Source organism: Pantoea sp. GW821-FHT03E06 (genome assembly GCF_059420725.1).
On record NZ_JBWKUG010000001.1, the window covers coordinates 1,422,481 to 1,447,734 of the forward strand.

Here is a 25,254-nt window from a genome sequence, read left to right on the forward strand (position 1 = left end):
ATGAGCCAGATTTCTCAACGCAGCGCGCCAGAAGTGGTGGGCACGCCGCTGCAGCGCTGGGCCACACGCATTAAAATGCAGCACGGTCGCAAGCTGGTGATTGCACTGCCTTATCTGTGGCTGATTCTGCTGTTCCTGCTGCCGTTCCTGATCGTGCTGAAGATCAGCTTCGCTGATATCGCGCGCGCCATTCCGCCGTATACCGATTTGGTCACCTGGGCGGATGGTCAGCTCAATCTGGTGCTCAATCTCGGCAACTACTTTACGCTGACCGACGATCCGCTCTACGCCGATGCGTATCTGACGTCGCTGAAAGTGGCGGGCATTTCGACCATCATCTGCCTGATGATTGGCTATCCACTGGCGTGGGCGGTGGCGCACAGTAAGCCTTCAATGCGCACCATTCTGCTGCTGCTGGTGATCCTGCCGTCGTGGACCTCGTTCCTGGTGCGCGTTTATGCATGGATGGGGCTGCTCAACAACAACGGCATTCTTAACCGTTTCCTGATGTGGCTCGGCGTGATCGATCACCCGCTGGTGATTCTCTATACCAATACCGCGGTGTATATCGGTATCGTTTACTGCTATCTGCCGTTTATGGTGCTGCCGATTTATACCGCGCTGACGCGAATTGATTATTCGCTGGTAGAAGCCTCGCTGGATCTCGGCGCGCGTCCACTGAAGACCTTTTTCAGCGTGATTGTGCCGCTGACCAAAGGCGGGATTATTGCTGGTTCGATGCTGGTGTTTATTCCGGCGGTGGGCGAGTACGTGATCCCCGAACTACTCGGCGGTCCGGACAGCATCATGATTGGGCGTATTTTGTGGCAGGAGTTCTTTAACAACCGCGACTGGCCGGTGGCGTCCGCGCTGGCGGTGATCATTTTGCTGATCCTGATTCTGCCGATCATCTGGTTCCATAAGCATCAAAATCGTGAAATGGGAGAGAAGGAATGAGCCAGTTACCGACCATTCGCTCTCCGTGGCGCAGCGTAATTCTGGTGCTGTGCTTTATGTTCCTGTATGCGCCGATGCTGCTATTGGTGGTGTACTCCTTCAACAGTTCGCAGCTGGTGACGGTGTGGGAGAGCTTCTCGTTCCACTGGTACAACGTGCTGTTCCAGGATCAGGCGATGCTGGATGCGGTGGGGCTTAGCCTGACCATCGCCGCGCTCTCGGCCACCATGGCGGTGGTGCTTGGTACTATGGCGGCGGTGGTGATCGTGCGCTTTGGCCGCTTCCGCGGGCATAACGGCTTTGCTTTTATGCTGACGGCACCGCTGGTGATGCCGGACGTGATCACCGGCTTGTCACTGCTGCTGCTGTTTGTGGCGATGGGCAATACGCTGGGCTGGCCAAGCGATCGCGGCATGCTGACTATCTGGCTGGCACACGTGACCTTCTGTACCGCTTACGTGGCGGTGGTGATCAACTCGCGTCTGCGTGAACTGGATCGCTCGATCGAAGAAGCCGCAATGGATCTTGGCGCCACGCCGGTGAAAGTGTTCTTCGTGATCACTGTGCCGATGATCGCACCCGCGATTGTTACCGGCTGGCTGCTGGCGTTTACCCTGTCGCTCGACGATTTGGTGATCGCCAGCTTTGTCACCGGCCCAGGCGCTACCACGCTACCGATGGCGATCTTCGCCACCGTACGTCGTGGTGTGAATCCGGAAATCAACGCCTTAGCTTCGCTGATTCTGTTTGTCGTCGGTTTAGTCGGTTTTATCGCCTGGCGCTTTATGGCGCACGAAGAAAAGCAGCGATTACGCGATATTCAGAAAGCAAAACGTGGCTGAACATCGTAACATTTGCCACCATAAGAACGGGCTGATTATTTCGGCCCGTTTTATTATGGTGACGGAGCTAAACCATGTCGGAAACCCTGAAAAACGGTTCAATGATTAACAGCACGCCGGTGCCAGTGATGGTTGCGGGCTGTGCCATCATCATTACCCGCTGCCTCAGCGTGTTGATGCTGGCTAACGAACTGGGTTTCGACGAACTCGCCAACTTTGTGCATCGTAGCGTGCAAGCCTGGGATTCCACGCTGATTTTTATCGCCAGCCAGCTGATTTTCCTGTTTGAACTGCGCTGCGCCTTTACGCTGATGCGCGGCAGCAACCGCGGACGCTGGGGCTATGTTGCCACGCAAATCGTTGTGCTGATCTATATGTTGATGGCCTCCGTGGGGTGGATCTACCCGGAGATTTTTAGCATTCCCGGCGAAAGCAATGCGCAGATTATTCATCACACCCTGCTGCAAAAGCTGCCGGAGGTGCTGGTTCTGCTGCTGCTGTTTGTGCCTGCCAGCAGCCGCGCTTTTTTCCGAAACCGGTGATACAATCGCCCCCCATTTTTTTCTCCCGATTCTGAATACAGGCCAAGCTATGCATTGCGCGCTTTATGATGCCGGCCGCTGTCGCTCTTGCCAGTGGCTGGAAAAACCCTACCCGCAACAGCTCAATGATAAGCAGTCGTTGCTGGAGCAGCTGCTGGCGGACAGGCCAGTCGCCGAATGGCTGCCGCCGGTGGCATCCGGGCAGCAGGGGTTTCGTAATAAAGCCAAAATGGTGGTCAGTGGCAGCGTTGAGCGGCCCCTTCTCGGCATGATGGCGCGCGACGGTGAACCGGTTGATCTTTGCGCCTGTCCGCTCTATCCCGCTAGCTTTGGCGCGGTGTTTGAGGTACTTAAACCCTTTATCGCGCGTGCGGGTTTAACACCCTACAACGTAGCGCGCAAACGCGGTGAGCTGAAGTTTCTGCTGCTGACCGAAAGCACGCAGGGCGGCATGATGTTGCGTTTTGTACTGCGCTCCACCAGTAAGCTGGCGCAGTTGCGTGCGGCACTGCCCTGGCTGCAGCAGCAGTTGCCGCAGCTGAAAGTCATCTCCGCCAATATTCAGCCGGTGCATATGGCGATTCTTGAAGGGGATGAAGAGATTGCGCTGACACCAGATCAGGCGCTGGCGGAAAAATTTAATCAGGTGCCGCTCTATATTCGCCCGCAAAGCTTCTTCCAGACCAATCCCCATGTTGCCGCGGATCTGTATGCCACCGCACGTGATTGGGTCGCACAGCTGCCGGTGAGCAGTATGTGGGATCTGTTTTGTGGCGTCGGTGGATTTGGTTTGCACTGCGCCACGTCTGAGATGCAGCTGACCGGCATCGAAATCAGCGCCGAAGCCATTGCCTGCGCGCAGCAGTCGGCGCAGCAATTGGGTCTGGAGAAGGTGAGTTTTGCCGCACTGGATTCAACGCAGTTTGCGACATCACGCGAAGCCGTGCCGCAGCTGGTGCTGGTCAATCCGCCGCGTCGCGGCATTGGTGCTGAGTTGTGTGCTTATCTTACTGAGATGGCACCCGATTACATACTTTATTCCAGCTGCAATCCGGCCAGCATGGCGCAGGATATCGCGCGTCTGGCGGATTACGGCGTTAGCCGCGTGCAGCTGTTCGATATGTTTCCGCATACCGCGCATTTTGAAGTGCTGTGTTTGCTCAGCAAATAACGCTTATTCCGGGAACCACTTCTGATTGATCTGCTGCCAGGTGCCGTTGGCCTTCAGCGCGACTAACGCACTATTCAGCTCGTTCAGCAGCGGTTCGTTGCCTTTACGTACCGCAATGCCTAAGCCGGTGCCGAAGAAGTCGGTATCGGTGATGTGCTCGCCCACCGCACTGAGATCGTCATTGGCCTTTAGCCACTGATTGACCACCGCCGTATCACCAAACACGCCATTCAGGCGACCATTTTTCAAATCGAGAATCGCGTTTTGATAGCTGTCATAGGCCACCGCGATCACTTCAGGGTGTTTCTCCAGCAGGTATTTCTGATGCGTGGTGCCGTTCTCCACGCCGACGCGCTTGCCTTTCAGCTGGCTGAAGTCGGTGAACTGACCTTTATGGGCAATAACGATGGCGGAGTTAGCATAATAAGGCTGGGTGAAATCGACCTGCTTGCTGCGATCGGCAGTGATATCCATACCTGAAATTACTGCGTCATAGCGGCGGAATTTCAGCGACGGAATCAGGCTATCAAAGGCGTTGTTGGTGAAGGTGCAATCCGCTTTCATTTGCTGGCACAAGGCTTTTGCCAGATCGATATCAAAACCCACAATCTGGTTGTCATGATCGAGGGATTCAAATGGCGGGTAAGTTGCGGAAGAGGCAAAGCGGATTTTTTCGGCCGCATAAGCATTCATTGCCAGAGTTGCCAGTGCAGCAGCAACGATCCATTTTTTCATTATATAACTCCTGTAAACCATGCCAGAGACGGAACGGGTTACACGATGCCAGTAAATGAATTTGTATGCAATATTTTTGCTTAAAGATATCATTGGGCGGGTGCGTTAATTTGCACCCGCTTGGTACATCAGTTGCGACGTTCAAACGCCAGCGCGCGCTTCTCTACCAGGCGCATCATCAGCGTCAGCAAACCGTTAACCACCAGATAGATCAGGCCCGCGGCAGCGTACACCGAGATATCGTAGGTGCGGCCATACAGCAGCTGCCCGTGCCCCATCACTTCCATCAGCGTAATGGTGTAAGCCAGTGAAGTACTTTTAAACACCAGCACTACTTCGTTGGAATAAGACGAAAGGGCGCGCTTGAAGGCATACGGCAGCAGAATACGCAGCGTGTCTTTGCGATTCATTCCCAGCGCAGCGCAGGATTGCCATTGACCGGATGGAATGGCGCGCACCGCACCGTAAAACAGCTGGGTGGTGTAGGCGGCACTGTTAAGCGACAGCGCCAGCAGCGCACACAGCCAGGGTTGCGACAGCAGATGCCACAGCCACGGAATATTCTGGATGCTGGGGAACTGTCCGGGTCCGTAATAAATCAGGAAGATCTGCACCAGCAGCGGCGTGCCGGTAAACAGCGTGATATAGCCTTTCACCAGCCAATTCAGTACCGGGACTTTGAGTGCCAGTACAATGGTGCACAGCACGGACAGCACCAGCGCAGCAATCAACGAGGCCACGGTCAGCGTTAGGCTGGTATGCAGCCCTTTAAGCAGCTCGGGTAAATAATCCAGCATGCGTTAGGCCCCCCGCTCGAAACGCGTGGTGCGCAATTCAATACGGCGCAGCACTGCCTGACTGAACAGGGTAATAATCAAATAAATCGCCGCCGCCACCAAATACCAGGTAAAAGGTTCTTGCGTGCGCGTGGCAATGCTTTTGGTTTGCAGCATCAAATCGTTAACGCTGATCAGCGAGACTAACGCCGTATCTTTCAGCAGCACCAGCCATTGGTTACCGAGGCCAGGTAAGGCGTGACGCCACATCTGCGGCATAATCAGGCGCAGGAAAATTGCCGATTTTTTCATGCCGAGCGCCTGGCCCGATTCCCATTGTCCTACCGGCACCGCTTTAAGCGCGCCGCGCAGGGTTTGTGACGCATAGGCGGAATAGAGCATCGCCAGCGCAATCACGCCACACAGGAAGGGACTGACGTCGAAGTTCTCGATCTGCACCTGCACCGGGATGTTGAACAGGCCAAGATTAATGTGGAAGCCATCGGACAGGGTGAGCAGCAGCTGTGATGCACCGAAATAGATAAACAGCACCACCAGAATTTCCGGCAGGCCACGAATCAGTGTCACCAGGCCAGTACCGATCCACGCCAGCGGTTTCCAGCGCACCGATTCCCAGCCAGCAAAAATCATCGCCAGCACAAGGCCGGCGATCAGTGCACAAACGGCAAGGCCGACGGTCATGCCGGCGGCGCTTGCGAGTGGAATCATTTCATTCATTTGAAATTACTGCTGGAACCATTTGCTGTAGATGGTTTTGTAAGTGCCGTCCGCTTTGATCTTCTCAAGCGCGGCGTTGAACTTGCCCTGCAGCTCAGTGTTGCCCTGACGCACGGCAATGCCCAGGCCGGTGCCGAAGTACTCTTTGTCGGTGACTTTCTCACCCAGCGGTGCAAGATTGGTGTTCTGTTTCAGCCACTCATTCACGACGGCAGTATCACCGAAGACGGCATCGATACGGCCATTTTTCAGGTCCAGCACCGCATTCTGGTAGCTGTCGTAAGGAACGACGGTGATGTCGCTGTGCTTGTCAGACAGGTATTTCTGATGCGTGGTGCCATTCTGCACGCCAACACGTTTGCCTTTCAGCGCGGCTACGTCTGCCACTTTGCCTTTCTGCGCGATGAAGATGGCAGAGTTATCGTAGTAAGGCTTGGAGAACAGCACTTGTTTTTCGCGGTCTGGCGTGATGTCCATTCCGGCCATCACCGCGTCAAAACGACGGAATTTCAGGCTCGGAATCAGGCTGTCGAAGGCCTGGTTAGTGAAGGTGCAGGTGGCATCCATCTCTTTACATAGCGCGTTCGCCAGATCGACGTCAAAGCCCTGAATTTTGTTATCGGAATCGACAAACTCAAAGGGAGGATAAGAAGCCTCAGTAGCGAAACGCAGCGTCTGCGCAGCAGAAGCGCTCAGGCTCAGACCAGCAAGTAATGCAGCAAGTACAACTTTTTTCATTAGAAGCATCCTGACTTAATGCGAAAGATAATTAGCAAACGCGTCGGTTTGCGGCTGTGTAAAGTGGCTGGCATCGCCTTGCTCAACAATATGACCGTTTTCCATGTACACCACGCGGCTGGCGGTTTTACGCGCCACTTCCACTTCATGTGTCACGATCACTTGCGTGATGTTGGTCTGTGCCAGCTCACGAATAATGCTCACGATCTGGGCGGTGATTTCCGGGTCGAGCGCGGCAGTCGGCTCATCGAACAGCAGCACCTGCGGCTCCATCATCAGCGCACGCGCAATGGCGACGCGCTGCTGCTGACCGCCAGAAAGGTGCAGCGGAAAGCGATCGGCATAGGGCGTCAGACGCAGGCGATCCAGCAGCTTTTCAGCACGCGCACGCGCGGCATCCTTGCTAAGGCCGAGCACGCGGCAGGGCGCCTCAATCAGGTTTTGCACCACGCTAAGATGCGGCCACAGATTGTATTGCTGAAACACCATGCCGACATTCTGGCGCAGTTCACGAATGGCGCTGTCAGAAGGTGGTTTGGCGAAATCGAATTGGTTACCGGCAATGTGCAGGCTGCCGGAGCGCGGCTGCTCCAGCAAATTAAGGACGCGCAGGAGCGAACTTTTACCCGCGCCACTCGGGCCGAGCAACACCAGCGTTTCTCCCTGCGGACAAGCCAGGTTGATATCGAACAGTGCCTGGTGGGCACCGTAAAAACAGTTTATGGCGTTTAGTTGAATACTCATGCGCAAAAAATGAATAGTAATTAGTGTCGTGAATCTTAACGTCACCAGAATAGTTATGCAATTGCGGTGGGTTAAAATTTATTTAACAGCAGTAAAACTCCCAAAGCGTAGCACATTATCGCGCCACTCACGGCGGGTAAGGGCTGAGGAGGCGAATGTAGTTCACAAAATATAAACAAAAAGCGCCGCAAGGATGCGGCGCGCTAATCATTAGAACTGAGTGCTGGAAAAGTGAACGACTACTTTTTCGCTTCCAGCAGCTGCGTCAATGAACCGCCATTGACGTGCGGTACATCACTGACATAACGCACGTCATCAACCACCCAGCAGGTGCCTTCGTGGATCATCAGTACTTCGTCATGCCACTTTTTATCGTCGCGACTCAAATCCACGCGCAGCGGGATATTGCGCGCGTCGCGATTAGGAATGGAAGAGGCGCTGGCCACATCGGCCGACGTCGGGCCTTGCGCGAGGCTGGAGAACAGGTCGCCGCTGGTCCACGCCGCCGGTTTCGGGTTCTGGCTGCTGGCACTCAGCAGTTTCTGATACAAACGATCGCTCAGGTAAGGGCGGTATTTCGCCAGCTGGGTGCTATCCGGTAAGCCCTGTGTTGGCTGGCTGACGCGTAAATCGTAGAACTGCTGCGCCACGCTATCCGGGCCGCCATCAATACAGGCCGCGGTGCGCGGGCCATTATCCTTAATGACCGGTTCTACGGTGGTACAAGCACTTAGCAGCAACGCCGCGGGAATAAGCAGCGCAAAGGCATGGGTTCTCATCTCGATTTCCTTATTGTTCACTGGCAAAGCGCCATTTTTAGCATAGAGTATAGCCTTGCTTTTACGCCGTAAGAGCTATAACTCGCTGATTCAGAAAAGGAGAAGTTGATGAAGTTTTCCACTACGCCAACGCTGGAAGGGCACAGCATCAGTGAATATTGCGGTGTCGTCGCTGGGGAAGCGATTCTGGGGGCCAATATCTTCCGCGACTTCTTCGCGGGTATCCGCGATATCGTGGGTGGGCGCTCGGGGGCTTACGAAAAAGAGTTGCGCAAAGCGCGGCAGATCGCCTTTCAAGAGCTGGAAGAGCAGGCCAAAGCGCTTGGCGCCAATGCGGTGGTAGGTATCGATATTGACTACGAAACGGTAGGTAAAGAAGGCAGCATGTTGATGGTGAGCGTTACCGGCACAGCCGTGATTATTCGCTAATGCGCGGAGTGGTCCTGCTGGTGATGGCGCTATTGTTGAGCGCTTGTCACTCATCGATTGAAGCGCGTCACGGGTATTGGGTGGATACCGCTCATCCAGCCCAGGGCGCGCGGCCGCGCATTAAAGTGGTGGTCATTCATTACACCGCTGAGGATTTTTCCAGTTCACTGGCAACGCTGACCGATCGTGAAGTTAGCGCGCATTACCTGATTCCGCAGCATCCTCCGCAGAAAAAAGGCCAGGGCGTGATCTGGCAACTGGTGCCGGAGAGCCAGTTAGCCTGGCATGCGGGGCCCAGCTTCTGGCGCGGCGCAACGCGCATCAATGACACCTCGATTGGCATTGAAATGGTTAATAGCGGCTACCGCCGTACCTTAACGGGGTTACAGTGGCAGCCTTTCACTCCGACGCAAATCAGTGCGCTGGTGGCGCTGGTGCAAGATATTACCCAGCGCTACGGTATCACGCCGGAAAATGTGGTGGGTCACAGCGATATTGCGCCGCAGCGCAAGCAAGATCCGGGGCCACTTTTTCCCTGGCAGCAGCTGGCGGAACATGGCCTGGGTGCCTGGCCAGAGCCCGGAACGGTAAAGCGTTATCTGTATGGTCGTGCAGCGGAAGACGCAGTGGATCAAGCAGAATTACTGGATGCGCTGCAGCGCTATGGTTACGATGTCTCGGCAGCGACAACGCCACAGATGCAGCGCAAGCTGATTGCGGCGTTTCAGATGCATTTCCGCCCGCGTGATTATCGCGGTAGCGCCGATGCCGAAACTCTGGCGATTGCCCGCGCGTTATTAGCGAAGTACGGTGCGGCGCAGTGATGTAGTGCAAGGGGCGCCATCATTGGCGACCCTTGCAGCATTGATGCGTACCAGGATTTACTGCTGCAGGAATGCCTGCCAGTGCGCCACCAGCCGTTGCAGATCCTCACGGCTGACATCCAGATGCGTCACGATGCGCGTTACCGGCCCGACGCTGATGAGCACGTCGCCCGATTGCATCCAGCTCTTCAGTGCTTCAACGTTCTCTGCCGGCACTTTCACAAACAGCATATTGGTGTGCTGATTGACCACCTCAACGCCGATGGCGCTTAGCTGCTCGCCCAGCCACGCAGCGTTATCATGATCGTCCTTAAGACGCGCCACATTATGCTTTAATGCATACAGCCCCGCTGCGGCCAGAATGCCGGATTGACGCATGCCGCCGCCGGTCATTTTGCGCCAGCGGCGCGCTTCTTCAATATAGGCTTCACTGCCACACAGCAGCGAACCGATCGGCGTACCAAGGCCTTTTGACAGGCAAATAGTTAAGGTGTCGCAATAGCGCGCAATCGCTTCCAGCGCAACATTCTGCGCCACCACGGCGTTAAAAATACGGGCGCCATCAATGTGCAGCGCCAGCTTACGCTCGCGGGTGAATTTCCACGCCTGCTCCAGATAGCTCAGCGGCAGTACTTTACCGTGATGGGTATTTTCCAGGCTCAACAGGCGCGTACGGGCGAAGTGGAAATCATCGGGTTTGATGGCGGCAGCCACGTCGGCCAGCGGCAGTGACCCATCTTCAGCATGCAAAATCGGCTGGGGCTGAATGCTGCCAAGTACCGCTGCGCCGCCGGCTTCATATTTGTAGTTGTGCGCCTGCTGGCCAACGATGTATTCATCTCCGCGCTGGCAGTGACACAGCAGCGCAACCAGATTCGCTTGCGTACCGGTGGGGAAGAACAGGGCAGCGGCTTTGCCGCTCAAACGTGCGGCTTCAACTTCCAGTGCGTGAACGGTAGGATCATCACGGTAGACATCATCGCCGGTTTCGGCCGCCATCATGGCATCCAGCATGGCGGCACTGGGGCGGGTTACGGTATCACTGCGTAAATCGATCACGTCGCTCTCCTGAAATAAAAAAGCGGGCGAAGCGCCCGCGTTATCATCATATTTGGCTTGAATTGTTTTACCTTAGCCAGTTGGTTTTCGCTAGCTCCACGATCTCATCACCGCGCCCATTCAGAATGGCGCGCATCATGTACAGGCTGAATCCCTTGGCCTGTTCGGCTTTGATCTGCGGCGGCATTGACAACTCTTCCTTCGCGGTAATCGCGTCAATCAGCACCGGACCATCATGGGCAAAGGCTTCCTGCAGCGCGCCGTTCAGTTCGGAGGCTTTCTCCACACGGATACCTTTAATGCCGCAGGCGGCGGCAATGGCGGCAAAATCCGGGTTCTCCAGATCGGTGCCATCGGTGAGATAGCCACCGGCTTTCATCTCCATCGCCACAAAGCCCAGCACGCTGTTATTGAAAATCACCAGTTTCACCGGCAGTTTCAGCTGTGCCACTGAAATGAAATCACCCATTAGCATGCTAAATCCACCGTCACCGCATAGCGCAACCACCTGACGCTGCTTATTCAGCGCTTGTGCGCCTAATGCCTGGGGCATGGCGTTGGCCATTGAACCGTGATTGAACGAGCCAATCAGGCGACGCTTACCGTTCATCTTCAGATAGCGCGCTGCCCACACGGTAGGCGTACCGACGTCGCAGGTAAATATGGCGTCATCATCGGCATATTCACTGATTTGCTGTGCCAGATACTGCGGGTGAATCGGCAGTTTATCGTTGGCGGTTGCCAGCTCGTCGAGCCCTTTACGCGCATCGACATAATGCTCCAGTGCTTTGTCCAGATGCTGACGATCGGTTTTGCTGGTGAGCTGCGGTTGCAGCGCATGCAGGGTCGTTTTGATATCGCCGACGAGTGCCATATCGACATGGCTGTGCGAGCCGAGACTGCCAGGATTGATGTCAATCTGAATGATTTTGGCATCCGCAGGATAGAACGCGCGGTAGGGGAATTGTGTTCCAAGCAGCACCAGCGTGTCGGCGTTCATCATCGCGTGGAAGCCGGACGAAAAGCCGATCAGGCCGGTCATGCCGACATCATAAGGATTATCGTATTCAATGTGCTCTTTACCGCGCATTGCATGCACCACCGGCGCTTTCAGCGTCTCCGCCAGCTTAACCACTTCGGCGTGCGCACCAGCGCAACCGCTGCCGCACAGCAGGGTAATATTTTCCGCCGCGTTCAGCGTTTCGGCTAAGCGCGCCACTTCGCTGGCGGACGGCACCACATGCGGCAGCTGTGGCGGATACCATTCGCTACGTGCGCTTTCCGGCGCAGGCTGCAGCGCGACATCGCCGGGGATCACAATCACCGACACGCCGCGATTGAGAATCGCTTTACGCATCGCAATACCCAGCACCTGCGGCAGCTGCTCTGGATTGGAGACCAGTTCACAGTAATGACTACACTCGCGGAACAGCTCTTGCGGATGGGTTTCCTGGAAGTAGCCGCTACCAATTTCGCTGGAGGGAATATGCGCGGCAATCGCCAGCACCGGGACGTGGTTGCGGTGACAATCAAACAAACCATTAATTAAATGCAGGTTGCCCGGACCACAGGAACCGGCGCACACCGCCAGTTCACCGCTGATTTGCGCTTCAGCGCCGGCCGCAAAGGCGGCTACTTCTTCATGGCGTGTGGGCATCCATTCGATGGTTCCCATACGATTCAGGCTATCGCTTAGCCCGTTGAGCGAGTCACCGGTGACGCCCCAGATGCGTTTTACGCCAGCGCTTTCGAGTGTTTTCGCCAGCAGTGAGGCCACAGTTTGCTTCATCGTTTGCTCCTTTCTGGTGTTGAGCCATCCATGCCGATGGCGGAAACGTGTCAGTCAGAAAGCGTAGACGATGTCGCTGGGGCGCAGCCGTGAAAAAATGCGCTTCACTATTCAGGCTGAGAAAAGCGCAATCAGGATAGGGGCCAGCAGGCTCATAATAAAACCGTGCACAATCGCAGCCGGGACAATTTCTATACCACCGGTGCGTTGCAGGATTGGCAGGGTGAAATCCATTGAGGTTGCGCCGCTCAGTCCCAGCGTCATGCTGCGCTGGCGGGTGATCAACAGCGGGATGAATATTATGGTGATCAGTTCACGTAATAGATCGTTAAAGAAGGCCGCACTACCCACCACCGGGCCGAACGATTCGCTGATCAAAATCCCTGAAAGCGAATACCAGCCAAAACCGCTCGCCAGCGCCAGACCGGTTTTGATCGGCAAATCCAGCAGAAATGCGGCAAGGATGCCGCCAAACAGCGCGCTGCATAGCGACACCATTGCCACCACCATCCCGCGACGGTTAAGGGTGATTTGACGCAGCGTCATACCGCTGCTGCGCAGTTGAATACCGACCAGCAACAGCATCAGCATTAAAGCATATTCGCTGATGGTGGTGGCGTGACGCAGCGGATCCCATTGGCTCAACCCCAGAAGAAAACCCGCCAGCACCGATGCGCAAAGCTTGAGTGATTCCAGTGCCATATGCAGGCGCGACGGCAGCGTCTGGGGTTTGTGCTGATGATGCCACGGCCAGCGTCGTTCCAGTAGCCACAAAGCCAGCAGCGAACAGGCAAGAATGCTCATCATGCTGACGAGCGCGATGTGGAAAATAGTGAGCAAATTGCTGCTGAGGTTATCCAGAAAGGCCAGGCTGGTGCCCATGAAGAACAGAATGATATACACCAGCGCACTTAATGTGCGGGCGACGGCGTGCAAAAGGGTGGTATTCCGCAGCGGCAGCAGGTAGCCGAGAATCAGCGGCAAAAGGATGATGATCAATCCGTACATGTTGGGTTTCTATCCATGTGTGAAGGGTTGCCACGCTAGCGAAAAACAGTTGAAGTGTAAACCTTTTCCCCCGGTACTGACTTGACCAACGCCACGCGGCGGACCATGCTCAGGCAAAGCAGCGGATGGATTGTATGATGATTCTGGAACATATCGAAATTCACGGTTTTCGCGGTATTAATCGGCTGTCATTGCCGCTCACCGCTACCAATTTGTTGATTGGGGAAAATGCCTGGGGTAAATCGAGCCTGCTGGACGCGCTGACGCTATTGCTGGCACCGGCCGCTGAACCTTATCAATTCACCGAGCACGACTTTCATTTCCCGCCTGGCGATGTGGATGCCCGCATGCGGCAGTTGCAGCTGATATTTTGTTTTCGCGCCCAGAGCAACGAGGAAGACGCTGTGTTTCAGCCCTTCTGGCAGCGCGATGAGCAGGGACGCTTTATCCGTTTTAGTACGCGCGCTAAACGTCAGGATCAGGGGGTAAAAACCTCGTGGCGTTTTATCGATCAACGCGGTGATGTGTTACCCATGCCGGGCACCGACGCAGCGCTGGCACACCTGCGCGCTTATTATCCGGTGCTGCGGTTACGTGATGCGCGGTTTGGCCGCCGGGCCCGGCATACTGAACACGACGCTGAATATCGTGCCACAACGCTGACAGCGTTAGCGCAGGAAGTGGAAAAACTGACGCGAGATTTGGTCGTGCGGCCGCAGACTCTCAGTGATGATCTTCTTCGGCAGGGATTACACACCATGCAGCAACTGCTGGAGCACTATTTTCTGGTGCAGCAATCAAGTAGTAGCGCGGTAAGGGTTGCCCCGGAAATGCGGGAGGGGAGCCAGGGTTGGCGCTCACTCGATAAGCTCAACCATCTTATTGCGGGCACGGAATCGCGGAGCCGTCAGGTGATTTTGCTGCGCATGTTTTCATTACTTATTCAGGCACACGGTAACGAGGCGCTGCCCGCGGGTGCGCACCCGCTGCTGTTGGTGGAAGATCCTGAAACGCGGCTGCATCCTATTATGCTGTCAGTGGCGTGGAATTTACTGGAGCTGATGCCACTCCAAAAAATTGCGACCACCAACTCGGGTGAACTGCTTTCGCAAGTACCGCTGGAGAACGTGTGTCGCCTGGTGCGTGAACCTACCCGCGTGGCGGCATGGCGCATTGGTCCTGAAGGCTTGAGTGCTGAAGAGAGTCGTCGCATCGGTTTTCATATTCGTGTTAATCGTCCCTCCGCGCTCTTTGCCCGCTGCTGGCTTTTGGTGGAGGGCGAAACGGAAGTGTGGATCATTAATGAACTGGCACGGCAACACGGCTATCACTTTGCGGCGGAAGGCGTAAAAGTGATTGAGTTTGCGCAGTCGGGTCTTAAGCCTTTACTGAAGTTTGCCCAACGAATGGGCATCGCCTGGCATGTTCTCACCGATGGAGATCAGGCGGGCAGCAAATATGCTGCTACCGCCCGCAGTCAGCTCCCTTCGCACGGTCGCGAAGAGGAACATCTCACACAATTTCCGGCACCGGACATTGAACATTTTCTCTACAAGCAGGGTTTTAGCGATATTTATCATCAAATGGCGCACCTGCCGTTAAACGTCCCCATGAATCCGCGGCGTATTATTACTAAAGCGATTCAACACAGCTCAAAGCCTGAGTTAGCGATTGCCGTTGCCATGGCCGCGGCAGAACGTGGGCCTGGCGCCATCCCGCCTCTGCTTGAACAGTTGTTTTCCCGCGTAATGTGGTTAGCGCGTGGTCGAGCAGATTAAGGAAGGCGGAGTTCGCCAAATAAAAATGCCAGCGTCTGCGGCTGGCATTTTTTTTCGGGAGTGGTCAGAATACGTGAAACAGCATGCGCGTTAAGCGACCGCGGCTTGCGTGGCTTCACAGGGCACTATCAAGCTGGCGTGATTGCCTTTTGGTCCTTCATGGACATCAAACTGAACCTGCTGGCCAGCTTTCAGCGTTCTGTATCCCTCCATCTGGATCGTGGAGTAGTGTGCGAAGATATCGTCGCCGCCGCTAATCGGACAGATAAAACCGAAGCCTTTGGCGTTGTTGAACCATTTTACTGTACCCGTCTCCATGCTTTTACTTCCCTCGCAAGACATTTTGATAAGTAGGTGAGGTCATTGAAGCTGTGAGTCGAGCTTGTTTAAAACTCAATCAGCTTGTGTTAGTAGAATGTAGAGAAACGGACCTTATCGTCAAGCAAACGGCCCTGGCGGATGGGGATAAATTCATCAAAATTTGAGGCAGTTAACGCTATTGCAAATTTTGTGATACAGGTCGCGCATGTGCTTTTAGGGCCACTTTTTAGCAAGTAAAAGCCGGCTTGACAGGCATGTTAAACTTTAGGAATGGGCGCAGAAATGTGCACAACCGTAACGCAGAATTTCGACGGAACATTATGGCAAACACAAACGACTGGCTTAATTTTGAACATCTCGCCGAAGATAAAGTACGCGAAGGGTTAAAGCCGCCTTCAATGTATAAAGTCATTCTGAATAATGACGATTATACACCTATGGAATTTGTTATTGACGTTCTGCAAAAGTTCTTTTCTTATGATATTGAACGTGCAACGCAGCTGATGTTGAAAGTTCACTACCATGGAAAAGCAATCTGTGGTGTATTCACTGCAGAAGTGGCGGAGACCAAAGTAGCCCAGGTGAACAATTACGCACGAGATAATGAACATCCGTTGCTGTGTACGCTAGAAAAAGCCTGAGACCATCTCCATATAGGAAATAGGTTGTCAGAGCGATAATTGTGGGAGGTGCCAAATGCTCAATCAAGAACTGGAACTCAGTTTAAACATGGCTTTCGCCAGAGCGCGCGAGCACCGTCATGAGTTTATGACCGTCGAGCATCTGTTGCTGGCATTGCTCAGTAACCCGTCGGCCAGAGAGGCACTGGAAGCCTGTTCGGTGGATATCGTGGCTCTGCGTCAGGAACTCGAAGCATTCATCGAACAAACCACACCGGTGCTGCCAGCCACTGAAGAGGAGCGCGATACCCAACCTACGCTCAGCTTCCAGCGTGTGCTGCAGCGTGCAGTATTCCACGTCCAGTCCTCCGGTCGCAGCGAAGTCGCCGGCGCCAATGTGCTGGTCGCGATTTTCAGCGAGCAGGAGTCACAAGCGGCTTATCTGTTACGTAAACACGAAGTGAGCCGTCTCGATGTGGTTAACTTCATCTCCCATGGTACGCGTAAAGACGAACCCGGCCAGCCGCAGAACAATGCGGAGAATCCGGTTAACGAAGAGCAAGCAGGCGGGGAGGATCGTATGGAAAACTTCACCACCAATCTTAATCAGCTTGCTCGTGTCGGCGGAATCGATCCGCTGATCGGCCGCGATAAAGAGCTGGAGCGTGCCGTACAGGTGTTATGCCGTCGTCGTAAGAATAACCCGCTGCTGGTGGGCGAATCGGGCGTAGGTAAAACCGCGATTGCTGAAGGTCTTGCCTGGCGTATTGTGCAGGGCGACGTGCCTGAGGTGATGAAAGAGTGCACCATTTACTCTCTCGACATCGGCTCGCTGCTGGCCGGTACTAAATATCGGGGTGATTTTGAAAAACGCTTCAAAGCGCTACTGAAACAGCTGGAACAGGACAGCAATAGCATCCTGTTTATTGACGAAATCCATACCATTATCGGTGCCGGTGCGGCATCGGGTGGCCAGGTGGATGCGGCAAACCTGATCAAGCCATTGCTCTCCAGCGGTAAAATCCGCGTGATGGGTTCAACTACTTATCAGGAGTTCAGCAACATCTTTGAGAAAGATCGTGCGCTGGCGCGTCGTTTCCAGAAGATCGATATCACCGAGCCTTCTGTGGAAGAGACCGTGCAGATCCTCAATGGTCTGAAGCCGAAGTACGAAGCGCATCATGACGTGCGCTATACCGCGAAAGCGGTGCGTGCGGCGGTGGAGCTGGCGGTGAAATATATCAACGATCGTCATCTGCCCGATAAGGCAATTGACGTGATTGATGAAGCTGGTGCGCGTGCGCGCTTGGTGCCGGTGAGTAAGCGTAAGAAAACGGTCAATGTCTCTGATATTGAAACGGTGGTTGCGCGTATTGCACGTATTCCCGAGCAGAGCGTGTCACAAACCGATCGTGATACGCTGAAAAATCTCGGTGATCGCCTGAAGATGCTGGTGTTTGGTCAGGATAATGCGATTGAAGCACTGACTGAAGCAATCAAAATGAGCCGTGCTGGTTTGGGGCAGGATCGTAAGCCGGTGGGTTCGTTCCTGTTTGCTGGACCTACAGGTGTGGGTAAAACCGAAGTCACAGTTCAGCTGGCAAAAGCGCTGGGCATTGAGCTGCTGCGTTTTGATATGTCCGAGTATATGGAGCGTCACACCGTTAGCCGTTTGATCGGTGCACCTCCGGGTTACGTCGGCTTCGATCAGGGTGGTTTGCTGACCGATGCGGTGATTAAGCATCCACATGCTGTGGTGTTGCTGGATGAAATCGAGAAAGCACACCCGGATGTGTTCAACCTGCTGCTGCAGGTGATGGACAACGGTATGCTGACCGATAACAACGGCCGCAAAGCAGATTTCCGCAACGTGGTGCTAGTGATGACCACCAATGCTGGCGTGCGTGAAACGGAACGTAAGTCGATTGGCCTGATTCATCAGGACAACAGCACAGACGCGATGGAAGAGATTAAAAAGATCTTTACGCCAGAGTTCCGCAACCGTCTCGATAACATTATTTGGTTCCGTCACCTGTCACAGGAGGTGATTCATCAGGTAGTGGACAAATTTATCGTCGAGTTGCAGGCTCAGCTGGATGCTAAGGGCGTATCGCTTGAAGTGAGTGATGATGCGCGAGATTGGCTGGCTGATAAAGGTTATGACAAAGCGATGGGTGCGCGTCCGATGGCACGTGCCGTCCAGGAAAATCTGAAGAAACCGTTGGCGAATGAACTGCTGTTTGGTTCGCTGGTTGATGGTGGATCGGTGTCAGTCGCGCTGGATAAAGAGAAAAACCAGCTTACTTATCATTTCCTGAGTGCGGAAAAACGTAAAACCGAAGGTACCGTTCACTGATTGTGGCGTAGATATGAAAAAGGCCGGATGCGAATCCGGCCTTTTTTTCGCGCTAAATAAAGGTAACCAACGCGAGGTGTGAACAGTTACTTAGCGACTACGGAAGACAATGCGGCCTTTGCTCAGGTCGTACGGGGTCAACTCGACAGTCACTTTGTCGCCCGTCAGGATGCGGATGTAGTTTTTGCGCATTTTACCGGAGATATGAGCGGTAACCACGTGCCCGTTTTCAAGCTCTACGCGGAACATGGTGTTCGGTAACGTATCCAGTACGGTACCTTGCATTTCAATATTGTCTTCTTTGGCCATCGAATCCTCTGGGTGTACTACCAAACTGTTGAACCGGCAAGATAATGCCGAATTCCATGATTTATGTAAAGAACCGTTGATGATTTTGCCAACGCTTCGCCGTGCGTCGCGCCGTTGCGCGTGCAGTACGGATAAATTAGGGTGTTTTTTGACGTCTGCGGGGGATTAGCGGGCTAAGAATCTGTAGCAATCGGCATCAGGTGCACAATCAAAACAGCTTCGGGAAATGTGTGAGATTCCCAACCTGGCAATTCCGGCTCGCCACAGCGAAGCGCGGACGACATACCAAACTCGCTTATTGTATCACTTTTGTCGGGAATTGTGTGCAAAACATCTGGGAGCAATGTCAAAAAAGGGTTTGTGTTTGCCAGCAATGATCTAAAACGGGTTGCCACGCCAGCGTTTGCACGTACTGTAAGTAATCGACACGGGGGATTTCAACCGCTCCCAGCGAGGCAGTATGCGGATTCAGTACCTGGCAATCTATTAACCGCCCATGATGAGCAAGAAAATGCTGCGAGAACACCCAAAGCGCAGTTTTTGAGGCATTTTCCTGGCGGCTAAACATCGACTCGCCGCAAAAGATTTGTCCCAGCGCCAATCCATACATGCCACCTACCAGTTGCTGATCGTTCCACACCTCAATCGAATGCGCATGGCCTAATTCGTATAAACGTAACCAGGCGCGTTTCACTTCAAAAGTGATCCAGGTACCTTCCTGGCGATTGCTGGCGCAGCCTTCCAGCACCTGAGGAAAGGCATGATTCATGGTGACACGATAAGGCGATCGCTTATGGAAGCGCGCCATACTGCGGCTGAGATGGAATGATTCCGGCAACATCACTGCGCGAGGATCCGGCGACCACCAAAGTATGGGATCGCCAGGAGAAAACCACGGGAAAATGCCACGCTGATAAGCATTCATTAAACGGGCAGGGGAGAGATCGCCGCCCATCGCCAATAATCCATTTGGCTCGCGCAGTGCCATTTCAGGGGGGGGGAAATTTAATGAATCCCGTGAAAGCTGTATCAGTCTCATTGCATTAATCACACTCAGTGCTGTTGGCTAAGACTATAGCGTAAAGCGCTGATGGAAACGCCAGTAGCGGCCTGCTTTTGAGATTAATTCGGCGTGGGTACCGGATTCAACAATCTGCCCCTGATCCATCACGCAAATACGATCCATTGCGTCTAAACCGGTCAAGCGATGCGTCACCATAATCAACGTTTTACCGCTGCTCACGTGCCGCAACAGCGCAAGAATCTGCTGTTCGGTGCTGGCATCCAAACCTTCGGTGGGCTCATCGAGTAACCATAAATCGCCATCGTGCAGCAATGCACGAGCAATCGCCAGGCGACGCATTTCGCCGCCGGATAGCGGTCGGCCGCCATCACCCATCCATGCATTCAAACCTTCGCTCTGTTCGACAAGCTGTGGCAAACCAACGTGATGCAGCACCTCAACTAACTGCTCATCAGTGGCGTTTGGTTTGGCCAGCAACAAATTATCGCGCAATGTTTGGCTGAACAAATGTACGCGCTGCGTAACGACGCTAATGCGGCTTCGCAACGTTGCTTCATCCCAATCAGCCAGCGCGATGTCATTCAACGTGATTGAGCCTCGTTGTGCTTCCCATCCTCGGGTAATCAGGGCTAACAGACTCGATTTGCCGCAGCCAGTCGGCCCAAGGAGTGCCACATGTTCGCCAGCACGAAGTGATAAGGAGAAATGCTGTAATACGGGTTCTGGACGTTGCGGATAGCTGAAGCAGATGTTTTCCAGTTTTAAGTGAATACCCGCAGCGCTTTCAACCTTAACGCTGGGGAAACGAATGGCTGCGGGTTGTTCAATGATCTCCTGCACGCGCTGTGCAGCGCCGCTCACCTGCGCCAGAGGCAGAAAGGCGGCGGCAACCGGTGCAAGGGCTTCAAAGGCCGCTAATCCACAGAATACAAACAGCGCAATCAGTGCACCTGGAGCAGAATTATCGCCTACGCCGTTGGCAGAAATCCACAGCAGAAGCGTGACCGTAGCTCCACTGATCAGCATTAACAGACTTTGCGCCAGCGCCTGCAAACGATGCTGCCGGCGTTGTGCCTGTTGCCAGCGGAACTCTTCTAGATTGAGATGTTTGCGCCATAGCTGCGCTGCGCCATAGATCTTCAGCTCAGATAATCCGGTAAGCCAATGTGTTAATTGCATGCGCCAGCGGGATTGATGTTGCGCAATTTGATGTCCAGATGCCGTACCTAAACGCCAGAAAAGCGGTGGCATAAGTAGCAGCGTAAGTAGCATGACGCCTCCCAACAGCAGTGCTAACGGGACATCCAGCAGGGCTAAACCGCAGGTGACGACCACGATGACGACGGCTGCGCCAACCAGGGGGGAAATCACCCGCAGATAAAGGTGATCTAGCGTATCCACATCGCTGACGAAGCGGTTCAGTAATTCACCCTGACGAAAACGCGCTAACTGTTCAGGTGCCAACGCAATAAGTTTGCTGAAGGTGAATACCCGCAAATGTTGTAGTACGCGGAAGGTGGCATCATGGCTTACCAAACGCTCAAAATAGCGTGCTGCCGTCCGCGTAATAGCCGCACCTCGCACGCCTGCGGCAGGCAGCATGTAATTGAAGCTGTAAAGTCCAGCGACACCCGCCAGGGAAGATGCGGCGAGAAACCAGCCTGATAGCGTTAGTAGTCCAATGCTAGCGAGTAAGGTGACGATCGCGAGAATAATGCCAAGTCCCAGTCGCCACGGGTGACGACGAAAAAGACGCAGAAAGGGCAATAAGCTGTTCATCATGCGATCTCCTTCAGACGATGTTTAACCATCTGGCGTAACGGTCCATCCTGTGCAATCAACTGCTGCCAATGACCTTGCTGGATCAACTGTCCCGCCTGCATGACCCACACTTCGTCCCAGTTCTCCAGATCGTTAAGTTGATGGGTGATCATGAGCGTGGTCTGTTGTGTTGCCGCCTCGTGTAATGCGTTGATAACGTGTTGTTCACTTTGACTATCAAGGCCAGATCCGGGCTCATCAAGCAGCAACAGTTGCGCGGGTTTAAGTAGCGCACGCGCAACAGCAACACGCTGCGCCTGACCAACGGAAAGGCCAATTCCTCCATCGCCCAGAACGGTATCTAATCCTTGTGGCAGACGGTCTAAAAATTCAGTTACTCCCGCTTTCTGAAGCACGGCTTTAAGCGTGACGTCATCCACGTGGTTGTTCAGCAGCAAGTTTTCACGCAGCGTCAAGGCGGGTAAATGCGGATTTTGTCCTACCCATGCGAGATGGTGTTGCCAGCTATCGCGATTGATCTCCCGCAGTTCCTGGCCATTTATCCATAGAGAACCCTGGTAAGGCAGGAAGCCGAGCAGTACGTTCATCAACGCCGTTTTCCCGGCACCGCTTTGTCCTACCAAAGCGACACGCTTACCGGCAGCAAGGGTGAAATTCAGCGGCTGCGATAATGCTTCGCCTCTGGCGGTCATCACGACCAAATTCTTCGCCTGTATCACCAGCGGTGCAGCGAGGGAAAGCACAGTCGAATCTTGTTCAGTGACGGTATCGGGGCTTTCGCGGAGAAACTGATCCAGCGCATCTGTTCCACCAATCGCCTGGGCTTTAGCGTGATAGAAGGTGCCTAAGTCGCGCAAGGGTTGGAAAAACTCCGGTGCCAAAATCAACGCCAGGAATCCGGCAAAGAGCGTTACGCCGGTACCGTAATGGCCAAAATTTAATTCGCCAAGATAGGAGAAGCCGAAATAGACCGCCACGACCGCTATCGCCAGAGAAGCGAAAAACTCCAGCACGGCGGAAGAGAGGAAAGCCAGGCGCAACACTTCCATGGTGCGCTGGCGGAAATCTGTAGTGCTATTGGCGATTGCCTGTTCTTCGGCGGCGGCACGATGGAACAGGCGCAGCGTTTCACGACCCCGCAAACGATCGTAGAAATCGCCGCTAAGCCTTGCCAGGGCCAGGAAGTTACGACGATTCGCATCCGCTGCCCCCATACCGACCATTGCCATAAACAGCGGAATGAGCGGTGCGGTCACGAGTAGAATCAGCCCGGCTGCCCAATTGATTGGGAATAGGGCAATCAAAATGGCCAGCGGAATAAAGACAGCGAGTGACATTTGCGGCAAATAGCGCGCGTAATATTCCTGCATCTCTTCGATTTGTTCGAGCAGCAGTGTAGCCCAGCTACCAGCGGGCTTGCCCTGTATCCAGGCAGGACCTAATGCACTGAGCCGATCCAGCACCTGCTGACGTAGCGCACGACGAATCGCGACGCCAGCACGATGTCCTGCCATTTCGCGTGCATAGTGCAAACCTGCTCGTAGAACAAAGCACAGCAGTAATAGCAGGAAATCGTTGAGAAGCGTTGCGCGAGGCTGTTGCGCCACAATCAGATTTTGTAAAAGCGACGCCAGTAGCCAGGCTTGCGCGATAATCACTAATGCGCCAGCAAAACCCAACAGTGAAGCCACGCGTAAGCTGCGCGCACCATGATGCCGTTGCTGACGAAGCCAGCGGAGAAGTTCTTGTTGCCGTGATTTGTTCATGCGATGCCGTTTGGTAACTCAAAAGAGATGTAAATCCCGGATGAAAACCCAGCAATGTCGGGCGCCTGAACTGTAGCATGCAGGTAACAAAAAAGGCGACCAAAACTGGCCGCCTCGTAGCGATTATGATCAGGTTATTAACAACTTACTTATCGTTTTTAACCAAGCCATCGAGGAAACGTTCGGCATCCAGTGCTGCCATACAACCGGTGCCAGCGGAAGTGATCGCCTGGCGATAGATATGGTCCATAACATCACCGGCAGCGAACACCCCAGGAATACTGGTTTGCGTGGCATTGCCGTGCAAGCCGGACTGCACTTTGATATAGCCATTTTCTAAATCCAGCTGACCATCAAAAATCGCAGTATTTGGGCTGTGGCCGATGGCGACAAAGAGGCCCGCGACGTCGAGGGACTCTGGTGCCTCGCCTTGCGTCGACAGCAGTTTTACCCCCGTTACGCCCATTTGATCGCCAACCACTTCGTCGAGTGTACGGTTGGTGTGCAAAACGATATTGCCATTGCGTACTTTTTCCATCAGACGATCGATGAGAATTTTTTCGGCGCGGAAGCTATCGCGCCGGTGAATCAAATGTACTTCAGCAGCGATATTTGCCAGATAGAGGGCTTCCTCAACCGCGGTGTTACCCCCGCCTATCACGGCAACTTTCTGATTGCGATAGAAGAAACCATCGCAGGTGGCGCAGGCTGAGACGCCTTTACCTTTGAAGGCCTCTTCAGAAGGTAAGCCGAGATAGCGTGCTGATGCGCCTGTCGCAATGATCAACGCGTCCGCTGTGTATTCTCCGCTATCTCCCACCAGACGGAACGGGCGGTTCTGTAGATCAACGGTATGAATATGGTCAAAAATGATCTCGGTGTTGAACTTTTCGGCATGCTCTTGCATGCGTTCCATCAGCGCTGGCCCCGTCAGGTCGTTGGGATCGCCCGGCCAGTTTTCTACGTCGGTAGTGGTAGTGAGCTGGCCGCCTTTTTCCAGTCCGGTAATTAAAACCGGGTTCAGATTAGCGCGCGCTGCATAAACCGCAGCGGTATAACCGGCAGGACCGGAGCCCAGAATGAGCAGCTTACTGTGTTTGGCCGTACTCATACGTTCCTCAATATTTTTGACAACATAGTTTTTGATTGTAGGGAAATTAACGCTGCAAAAAAAGGTTTCAGCAATTTTGTTAACAATCACTGCAAATGGCGTAGACGATGAGCGGAGATTCTGCACGCGCGTTGCGCTAAAAGGGGGCAATGCTCGGCAATTAGTGGTGCAGCAGCATAAAAATTCTCATTTAAAAACAGCAACCCAGATCTCTATCTGGCATCTTGTACTGAATTTGGATGTTTTACTTTGACAATCGCCTGCGCTTTTGCGAAAACATTGGGAGAAGCAGAGAATATTTAGCGATTCGAAACAGAATTTCCTTTCTGTTTTGGGCTTTTTAGCCGAATAAACTCAGCCTGACATTGGTAATGACGCATGGTGTGGACAGACAACATGCGTCATACGGATGGATGCATCACTGCACAGGCTTAATGTCTTCACTTCAGTAAGGCCCTGAACAATGAGCGTTTTCAGGGTGTGGCAGGTAAAGGGAAGGAATTAAGAGAGACAATAATAATGGTAGACAATAAGAAACGCCCCGGAAAAGATTTAGATCGTATCGACAGAAATATTCTGAATGAGCTGCAGAAAGACGGTCGTATTTCCAATGTCGAGCTATCGAAACGGGTTGGATTATCGCCGACACCTTGTCTTGAGCGCGTGCGTCGCCTGGAGCGTCAGGGCTTCATTCTGGGTTACACCGCTCAGCTCAACCCACATTATCTGGACGCTTCACTGCTGGTATTCGTTGAGATTACTCTGAATCGTGGCGCGCCTGATGTGTTTGAACAATTTAACGCCGCAGTGCAAAAACTTGAGGAAACTCAAGAGTGTCACCTGGTTTCAGGTGACTTTGACTACCTGCTGAAAACGCGCGTACCTGATATGTCCGCCTATCGTAAGCTGCTGGGTGAAACCTTGCTACGCCTGCCGGGCGTAAACGACACCCGTACCTACGTGGTGATGGAAGAGGTCAAACAGAGCAATCGTCTGGTGATCAAAACCCGGTAGTGCAGGGCAGGTGCAAAGCTTGCAGGATTTCGGTACACTCCT

The 25,254-nt window shown here is 53.8% G+C and carries 25 protein-coding genes; 10 read left to right on the forward strand and 15 right to left on the reverse strand.

The features are described 5' to 3' along the window. From potH to rlmC, 4 genes are all read left to right on the forward strand, one after another. Positions 1-957, forward strand: a complete 957-nt coding sequence (gene potH / locus AC07WB_RS06565; RefSeq protein WP_345826987.1) for a putrescine ABC transporter permease PotH — start codon at positions 1-3, stop codon at positions 955-957. Further along, positions 954-1,799 carry a putrescine ABC transporter permease PotI gene (gene potI / locus AC07WB_RS06570; RefSeq protein WP_097094394.1) on the forward strand — a complete coding sequence of 282 codons (846 nt, stop codon included), beginning with the start codon at positions 954-956 and terminating at the stop codon, positions 1,797-1,799. Before potH ends, potI begins: the two co-directional genes overlap by 4 nt. A 74-nt stretch (positions 1,800-1,873) precedes the next feature. Beyond that, a complete protein-coding gene (locus tag AC07WB_RS06575; protein ID WP_494940216.1) occupies positions 1,874-2,341 on the forward strand; it encodes a YbjO family protein in 468 nt (155 codons plus the stop codon). A 49-nt stretch (positions 2,342-2,390) separates the two neighbouring features. Further along, positions 2,391-3,512 carry a 23S rRNA (uracil(747)-C(5))-methyltransferase RlmC gene (gene rlmC, locus AC07WB_RS06580; RefSeq protein WP_494940217.1) on the forward strand — a complete coding sequence of 374 codons (1,122 nt, stop codon included), beginning with the start codon at positions 2,391-2,393 and terminating at the stop codon, positions 3,510-3,512. 3 nt (positions 3,513-3,515) lie between these two features. Here rlmC and artJ (AC07WB_RS06585) read toward each other — a convergent pair whose 3' ends face one another. From artJ (AC07WB_RS06585) to AC07WB_RS06610, 6 genes are all read right to left on the reverse strand, one after another. After that, a complete protein-coding gene (gene artJ, locus AC07WB_RS06585) occupies positions 3,516-4,247 on the reverse strand; it encodes an arginine ABC transporter substrate-binding protein (RefSeq protein WP_097094391.1) in 732 nt (243 codons plus the stop codon). Positions 4,248-4,375: 128 nt separating this feature from the next. Continuing rightward, a complete protein-coding gene (artM, locus tag AC07WB_RS06590; RefSeq protein ID WP_008102451.1) occupies positions 4,376-5,044 on the reverse strand; it encodes an arginine ABC transporter permease ArtM in 669 nt (222 codons plus the stop codon). A 3-nt stretch (positions 5,045-5,047) separates the two neighbouring features. Then, positions 5,048-5,761 (reverse strand): arginine ABC transporter permease ArtQ, encoded by a 714-nt coding sequence (gene artQ / locus AC07WB_RS06595; RefSeq protein ID WP_007887649.1) that lies wholly within the window; start codon positions 5,759-5,761, stop codon positions 5,048-5,050. A 6-nt stretch (positions 5,762-5,767) separates the two neighbouring features. Continuing rightward, a complete protein-coding gene (gene artJ / locus AC07WB_RS06600) occupies positions 5,768-6,499 on the reverse strand; it encodes an arginine ABC transporter substrate-binding protein (protein ID WP_097094389.1) in 732 nt (243 codons plus the stop codon). Positions 6,500-6,514: 15 nt separating this feature from the next. Next, on the reverse strand, positions 6,515-7,243 hold the full coding sequence (gene artP / locus AC07WB_RS06605) for an arginine ABC transporter ATP-binding protein ArtP (protein ID WP_494940218.1): 729 nt from the start codon (positions 7,241-7,243) through the stop codon (positions 6,515-6,517). A 239-nt stretch (positions 7,244-7,482) separates the two neighbouring features. After that, positions 7,483-8,022, reverse strand: a complete 540-nt coding sequence (locus AC07WB_RS06610; protein ID WP_345826982.1) for a lipoprotein — start codon at positions 8,020-8,022, stop codon at positions 7,483-7,485. Between the two features lie 108 nt (positions 8,023-8,130). Here AC07WB_RS06610 and AC07WB_RS06615 point away from each other — a divergent pair, with 108 nt between their 5' ends. Continuing rightward, the gene (locus tag AC07WB_RS06615) at positions 8,131-8,451 is read left to right on the forward strand and encodes a heavy metal-binding domain-containing protein (RefSeq protein WP_097094386.1); all 321 of its coding nucleotides are present in this window, start codon (positions 8,131-8,133) and stop codon (positions 8,449-8,451) included. Beyond that, the gene (locus tag AC07WB_RS06620) at positions 8,451-9,275 is read left to right on the forward strand and encodes an N-acetylmuramoyl-L-alanine amidase (protein WP_097094385.1); all 825 of its coding nucleotides are present in this window, start codon (positions 8,451-8,453) and stop codon (positions 9,273-9,275) included. Before AC07WB_RS06615 ends, AC07WB_RS06620 begins: the two co-directional genes overlap by 1 nt. 57 nt (positions 9,276-9,332) lie before the next feature. Here AC07WB_RS06620 and ltaE read toward each other — a convergent pair whose 3' ends face one another. The 3 genes from ltaE to AC07WB_RS06635 form a co-directional block, all read right to left on the reverse strand. Then, the gene (gene ltaE / locus AC07WB_RS06625) at positions 9,333-10,334 is read right to left on the reverse strand and encodes a low-specificity L-threonine aldolase (protein WP_345826981.1); all 1,002 of its coding nucleotides are present in this window, start codon (positions 10,332-10,334) and stop codon (positions 9,333-9,335) included. Positions 10,335-10,401: 67 nt separating this feature from the next. Continuing rightward, positions 10,402-12,123 carry a ubiquinone-dependent pyruvate dehydrogenase gene (gene poxB / locus AC07WB_RS06630; RefSeq protein WP_097094383.1) on the reverse strand — a complete coding sequence of 574 codons (1,722 nt, stop codon included), beginning with the start codon at positions 12,121-12,123 and terminating at the stop codon, positions 10,402-10,404. 111 nt (positions 12,124-12,234) lie between these two features. Then, a complete protein-coding gene (locus AC07WB_RS06635) occupies positions 12,235-13,131 on the reverse strand; it encodes a LysO family transporter (RefSeq protein WP_097094382.1) in 897 nt (298 codons plus the stop codon). A 137-nt stretch (positions 13,132-13,268) separates the two neighbouring features. Between AC07WB_RS06635 and AC07WB_RS06640 the strand changes: the two genes are divergently transcribed. Further along, complete coding sequence (locus AC07WB_RS06640; RefSeq protein WP_097094381.1) at positions 13,269-14,909, forward strand: DUF2813 domain-containing protein; 1,641 nt, start codon at positions 13,269-13,271, stop codon at positions 14,907-14,909. Positions 14,910-14,999: 90 nt separating this feature from the next. Here the strand turns inward: AC07WB_RS06640 and cspD are convergent, their stop codons facing one another. Beyond that, positions 15,000-15,227, reverse strand: coding sequence for a cold shock-like protein CspD (cspD, locus tag AC07WB_RS06645; RefSeq protein ID WP_007887624.1), 228 nt, complete (start codon positions 15,225-15,227; stop codon positions 15,000-15,002). A 323-nt stretch (positions 15,228-15,550) separates the two neighbouring features. Here cspD and clpS point away from each other — a divergent pair, with 323 nt between their 5' ends. After that, positions 15,551-15,871 carry an ATP-dependent Clp protease adapter ClpS gene (gene clpS, locus AC07WB_RS06650; protein WP_007887621.1) on the forward strand — a complete coding sequence of 107 codons (321 nt, stop codon included), beginning with the start codon at positions 15,551-15,553 and terminating at the stop codon, positions 15,869-15,871. 55 nt (positions 15,872-15,926) lie between these two features. Further along, positions 15,927-18,206, forward strand: coding sequence for an ATP-dependent Clp protease ATP-binding subunit ClpA (gene clpA, locus AC07WB_RS06655; RefSeq protein ID WP_097094380.1), 2,280 nt, complete (start codon positions 15,927-15,929; stop codon positions 18,204-18,206). A 90-nt stretch (positions 18,207-18,296) separates the two neighbouring features. Here clpA and infA read toward each other — a convergent pair whose 3' ends face one another. From infA to trxB, 5 genes are all read right to left on the reverse strand, one after another. Further along, positions 18,297-18,515 (reverse strand): translation initiation factor IF-1, encoded by a 219-nt coding sequence (gene infA, locus AC07WB_RS06660; protein WP_002211347.1) that lies wholly within the window; start codon positions 18,513-18,515, stop codon positions 18,297-18,299. Between the two features lie 346 nt (positions 18,516-18,861). After that, on the reverse strand, positions 18,862-19,554 hold the full coding sequence (gene aat, locus AC07WB_RS06665; RefSeq protein ID WP_345826979.1) for a leucyl/phenylalanyl-tRNA--protein transferase: 693 nt from the start codon (positions 19,552-19,554) through the stop codon (positions 18,862-18,864). A 33-nt stretch (positions 19,555-19,587) separates the two neighbouring features. Beyond that, positions 19,588-21,318: a heme ABC transporter ATP-binding protein/permease CydC gene (gene cydC / locus AC07WB_RS06670; RefSeq protein WP_345829906.1), complete on the reverse strand. Its 1,731-nt coding sequence runs from the start codon at positions 21,316-21,318 to the stop codon at positions 19,588-19,590. Continuing rightward, positions 21,318-23,087, reverse strand: coding sequence for a heme ABC transporter permease/ATP-binding protein CydD (gene cydD, locus AC07WB_RS06675; RefSeq protein WP_494940219.1), 1,770 nt, complete (start codon positions 23,085-23,087; stop codon positions 21,318-21,320). Before cydD ends, cydC begins: the two co-directional genes overlap by 1 nt. Positions 23,088-23,232: 145 nt before the next feature. After that, positions 23,233-24,198, reverse strand: a complete 966-nt coding sequence (gene trxB / locus AC07WB_RS06680) for a thioredoxin-disulfide reductase (RefSeq protein ID WP_494940220.1) — start codon at positions 24,196-24,198, stop codon at positions 23,233-23,235. A 519-nt stretch (positions 24,199-24,717) separates the two neighbouring features. Here trxB and lrp point away from each other — a divergent pair. Beyond that, on the forward strand, positions 24,718-25,212 hold the full coding sequence (gene lrp, locus AC07WB_RS06685; protein ID WP_006118610.1) for a leucine-responsive transcriptional regulator Lrp: 495 nt from the start codon (positions 24,718-24,720) through the stop codon (positions 25,210-25,212). Positions 25,213-25,254 lie beyond the last annotated feature (42 nt).

Excerpts from the sequence above, each read along its gene's own strand:
- potH (WP_345826987.1), top strand. The coding sequence starts at position 1 with ATGAGCCAGATTTCTCAACGCAGCGCGCCAGAAGTGGTGGGCACGCCG.
- potI (WP_097094394.1), top strand. The coding sequence starts at position 954 with ATGAGCCAGTTACCGACCATTCGCTCTCCGTGGCGCAGCGTAATTCTG.
- AC07WB_RS06575 (WP_494940216.1), top strand. The coding sequence starts at position 1,874 with ATGTCGGAAACCCTGAAAAACGGTTCAATGATTAACAGCACGCCGGTG.
- rlmC (WP_494940217.1), top strand. The coding sequence starts at position 2,391 with ATGCATTGCGCGCTTTATGATGCCGGCCGCTGTCGCTCTTGCCAGTGG.
- artJ (WP_097094391.1), bottom strand. The coding sequence starts at position 4,247 with ATGAAAAAATGGATCGTTGCTGCTGCACTGGCAACTCTGGCAATGAAT.
- artM (WP_008102451.1), bottom strand. The coding sequence starts at position 5,044 with ATGCTGGATTATTTACCCGAGCTGCTTAAAGGGCTGCATACCAGCCTA.
- artQ (WP_007887649.1), bottom strand. The coding sequence starts at position 5,761 with ATGAATGAAATGATTCCACTCGCAAGCGCCGCCGGCATGACCGTCGGC.
- artJ (WP_097094389.1), bottom strand. The coding sequence starts at position 6,499 with ATGAAAAAAGTTGTACTTGCTGCATTACTTGCTGGTCTGAGCCTGAGC.
- artP (WP_494940218.1), bottom strand. The coding sequence starts at position 7,243 with ATGAGTATTCAACTAAACGCCATAAACTGTTTTTACGGTGCCCACCAG.
- AC07WB_RS06610 (WP_345826982.1), bottom strand. The coding sequence starts at position 8,022 with ATGAGAACCCATGCCTTTGCGCTGCTTATTCCCGCGGCGTTGCTGCTA.
- AC07WB_RS06615 (WP_097094386.1), top strand. The coding sequence starts at position 8,131 with ATGAAGTTTTCCACTACGCCAACGCTGGAAGGGCACAGCATCAGTGAA.
- AC07WB_RS06620 (WP_097094385.1), top strand. The coding sequence starts at position 8,451 with ATGCGCGGAGTGGTCCTGCTGGTGATGGCGCTATTGTTGAGCGCTTGT.
- poxB (WP_097094383.1), bottom strand. The coding sequence starts at position 12,123 with ATGAAGCAAACTGTGGCCTCACTGCTGGCGAAAACACTCGAAAGCGCT.
- AC07WB_RS06635 (WP_097094382.1), bottom strand. The coding sequence starts at position 13,131 with ATGTACGGATTGATCATCATCCTTTTGCCGCTGATTCTCGGCTACCTG.
- AC07WB_RS06640 (WP_097094381.1), top strand. The coding sequence starts at position 13,269 with ATGATTCTGGAACATATCGAAATTCACGGTTTTCGCGGTATTAATCGG.
- cspD (WP_007887624.1), bottom strand. The coding sequence starts at position 15,227 with ATGGAGACGGGTACAGTAAAATGGTTCAACAACGCCAAAGGCTTCGGT.
- clpS (WP_007887621.1), top strand. The coding sequence starts at position 15,551 with ATGGCAAACACAAACGACTGGCTTAATTTTGAACATCTCGCCGAAGAT.
- clpA (WP_097094380.1), top strand. The coding sequence starts at position 15,927 with ATGCTCAATCAAGAACTGGAACTCAGTTTAAACATGGCTTTCGCCAGA.
- infA (WP_002211347.1), bottom strand. The coding sequence starts at position 18,515 with ATGGCCAAAGAAGACAATATTGAAATGCAAGGTACCGTACTGGATACG.
- aat (WP_345826979.1), bottom strand. The coding sequence starts at position 19,554 with ATGAGACTGATACAGCTTTCACGGGATTCATTAAATTTCCCCCCCCCT.
- cydC (WP_345829906.1), bottom strand. The coding sequence starts at position 21,318 with ATGAACAGCTTATTGCCCTTTCTGCGTCTTTTTCGTCGTCACCCGTGG.
- cydD (WP_494940219.1), bottom strand. The coding sequence starts at position 23,087 with ATGAACAAATCACGGCAACAAGAACTTCTCCGCTGGCTTCGTCAGCAA.
- trxB (WP_494940220.1), bottom strand. The coding sequence starts at position 24,198 with ATGAGTACGGCCAAACACAGTAAGCTGCTCATTCTGGGCTCCGGTCCT.
- lrp (WP_006118610.1), top strand. The coding sequence starts at position 24,718 with ATGGTAGACAATAAGAAACGCCCCGGAAAAGATTTAGATCGTATCGAC.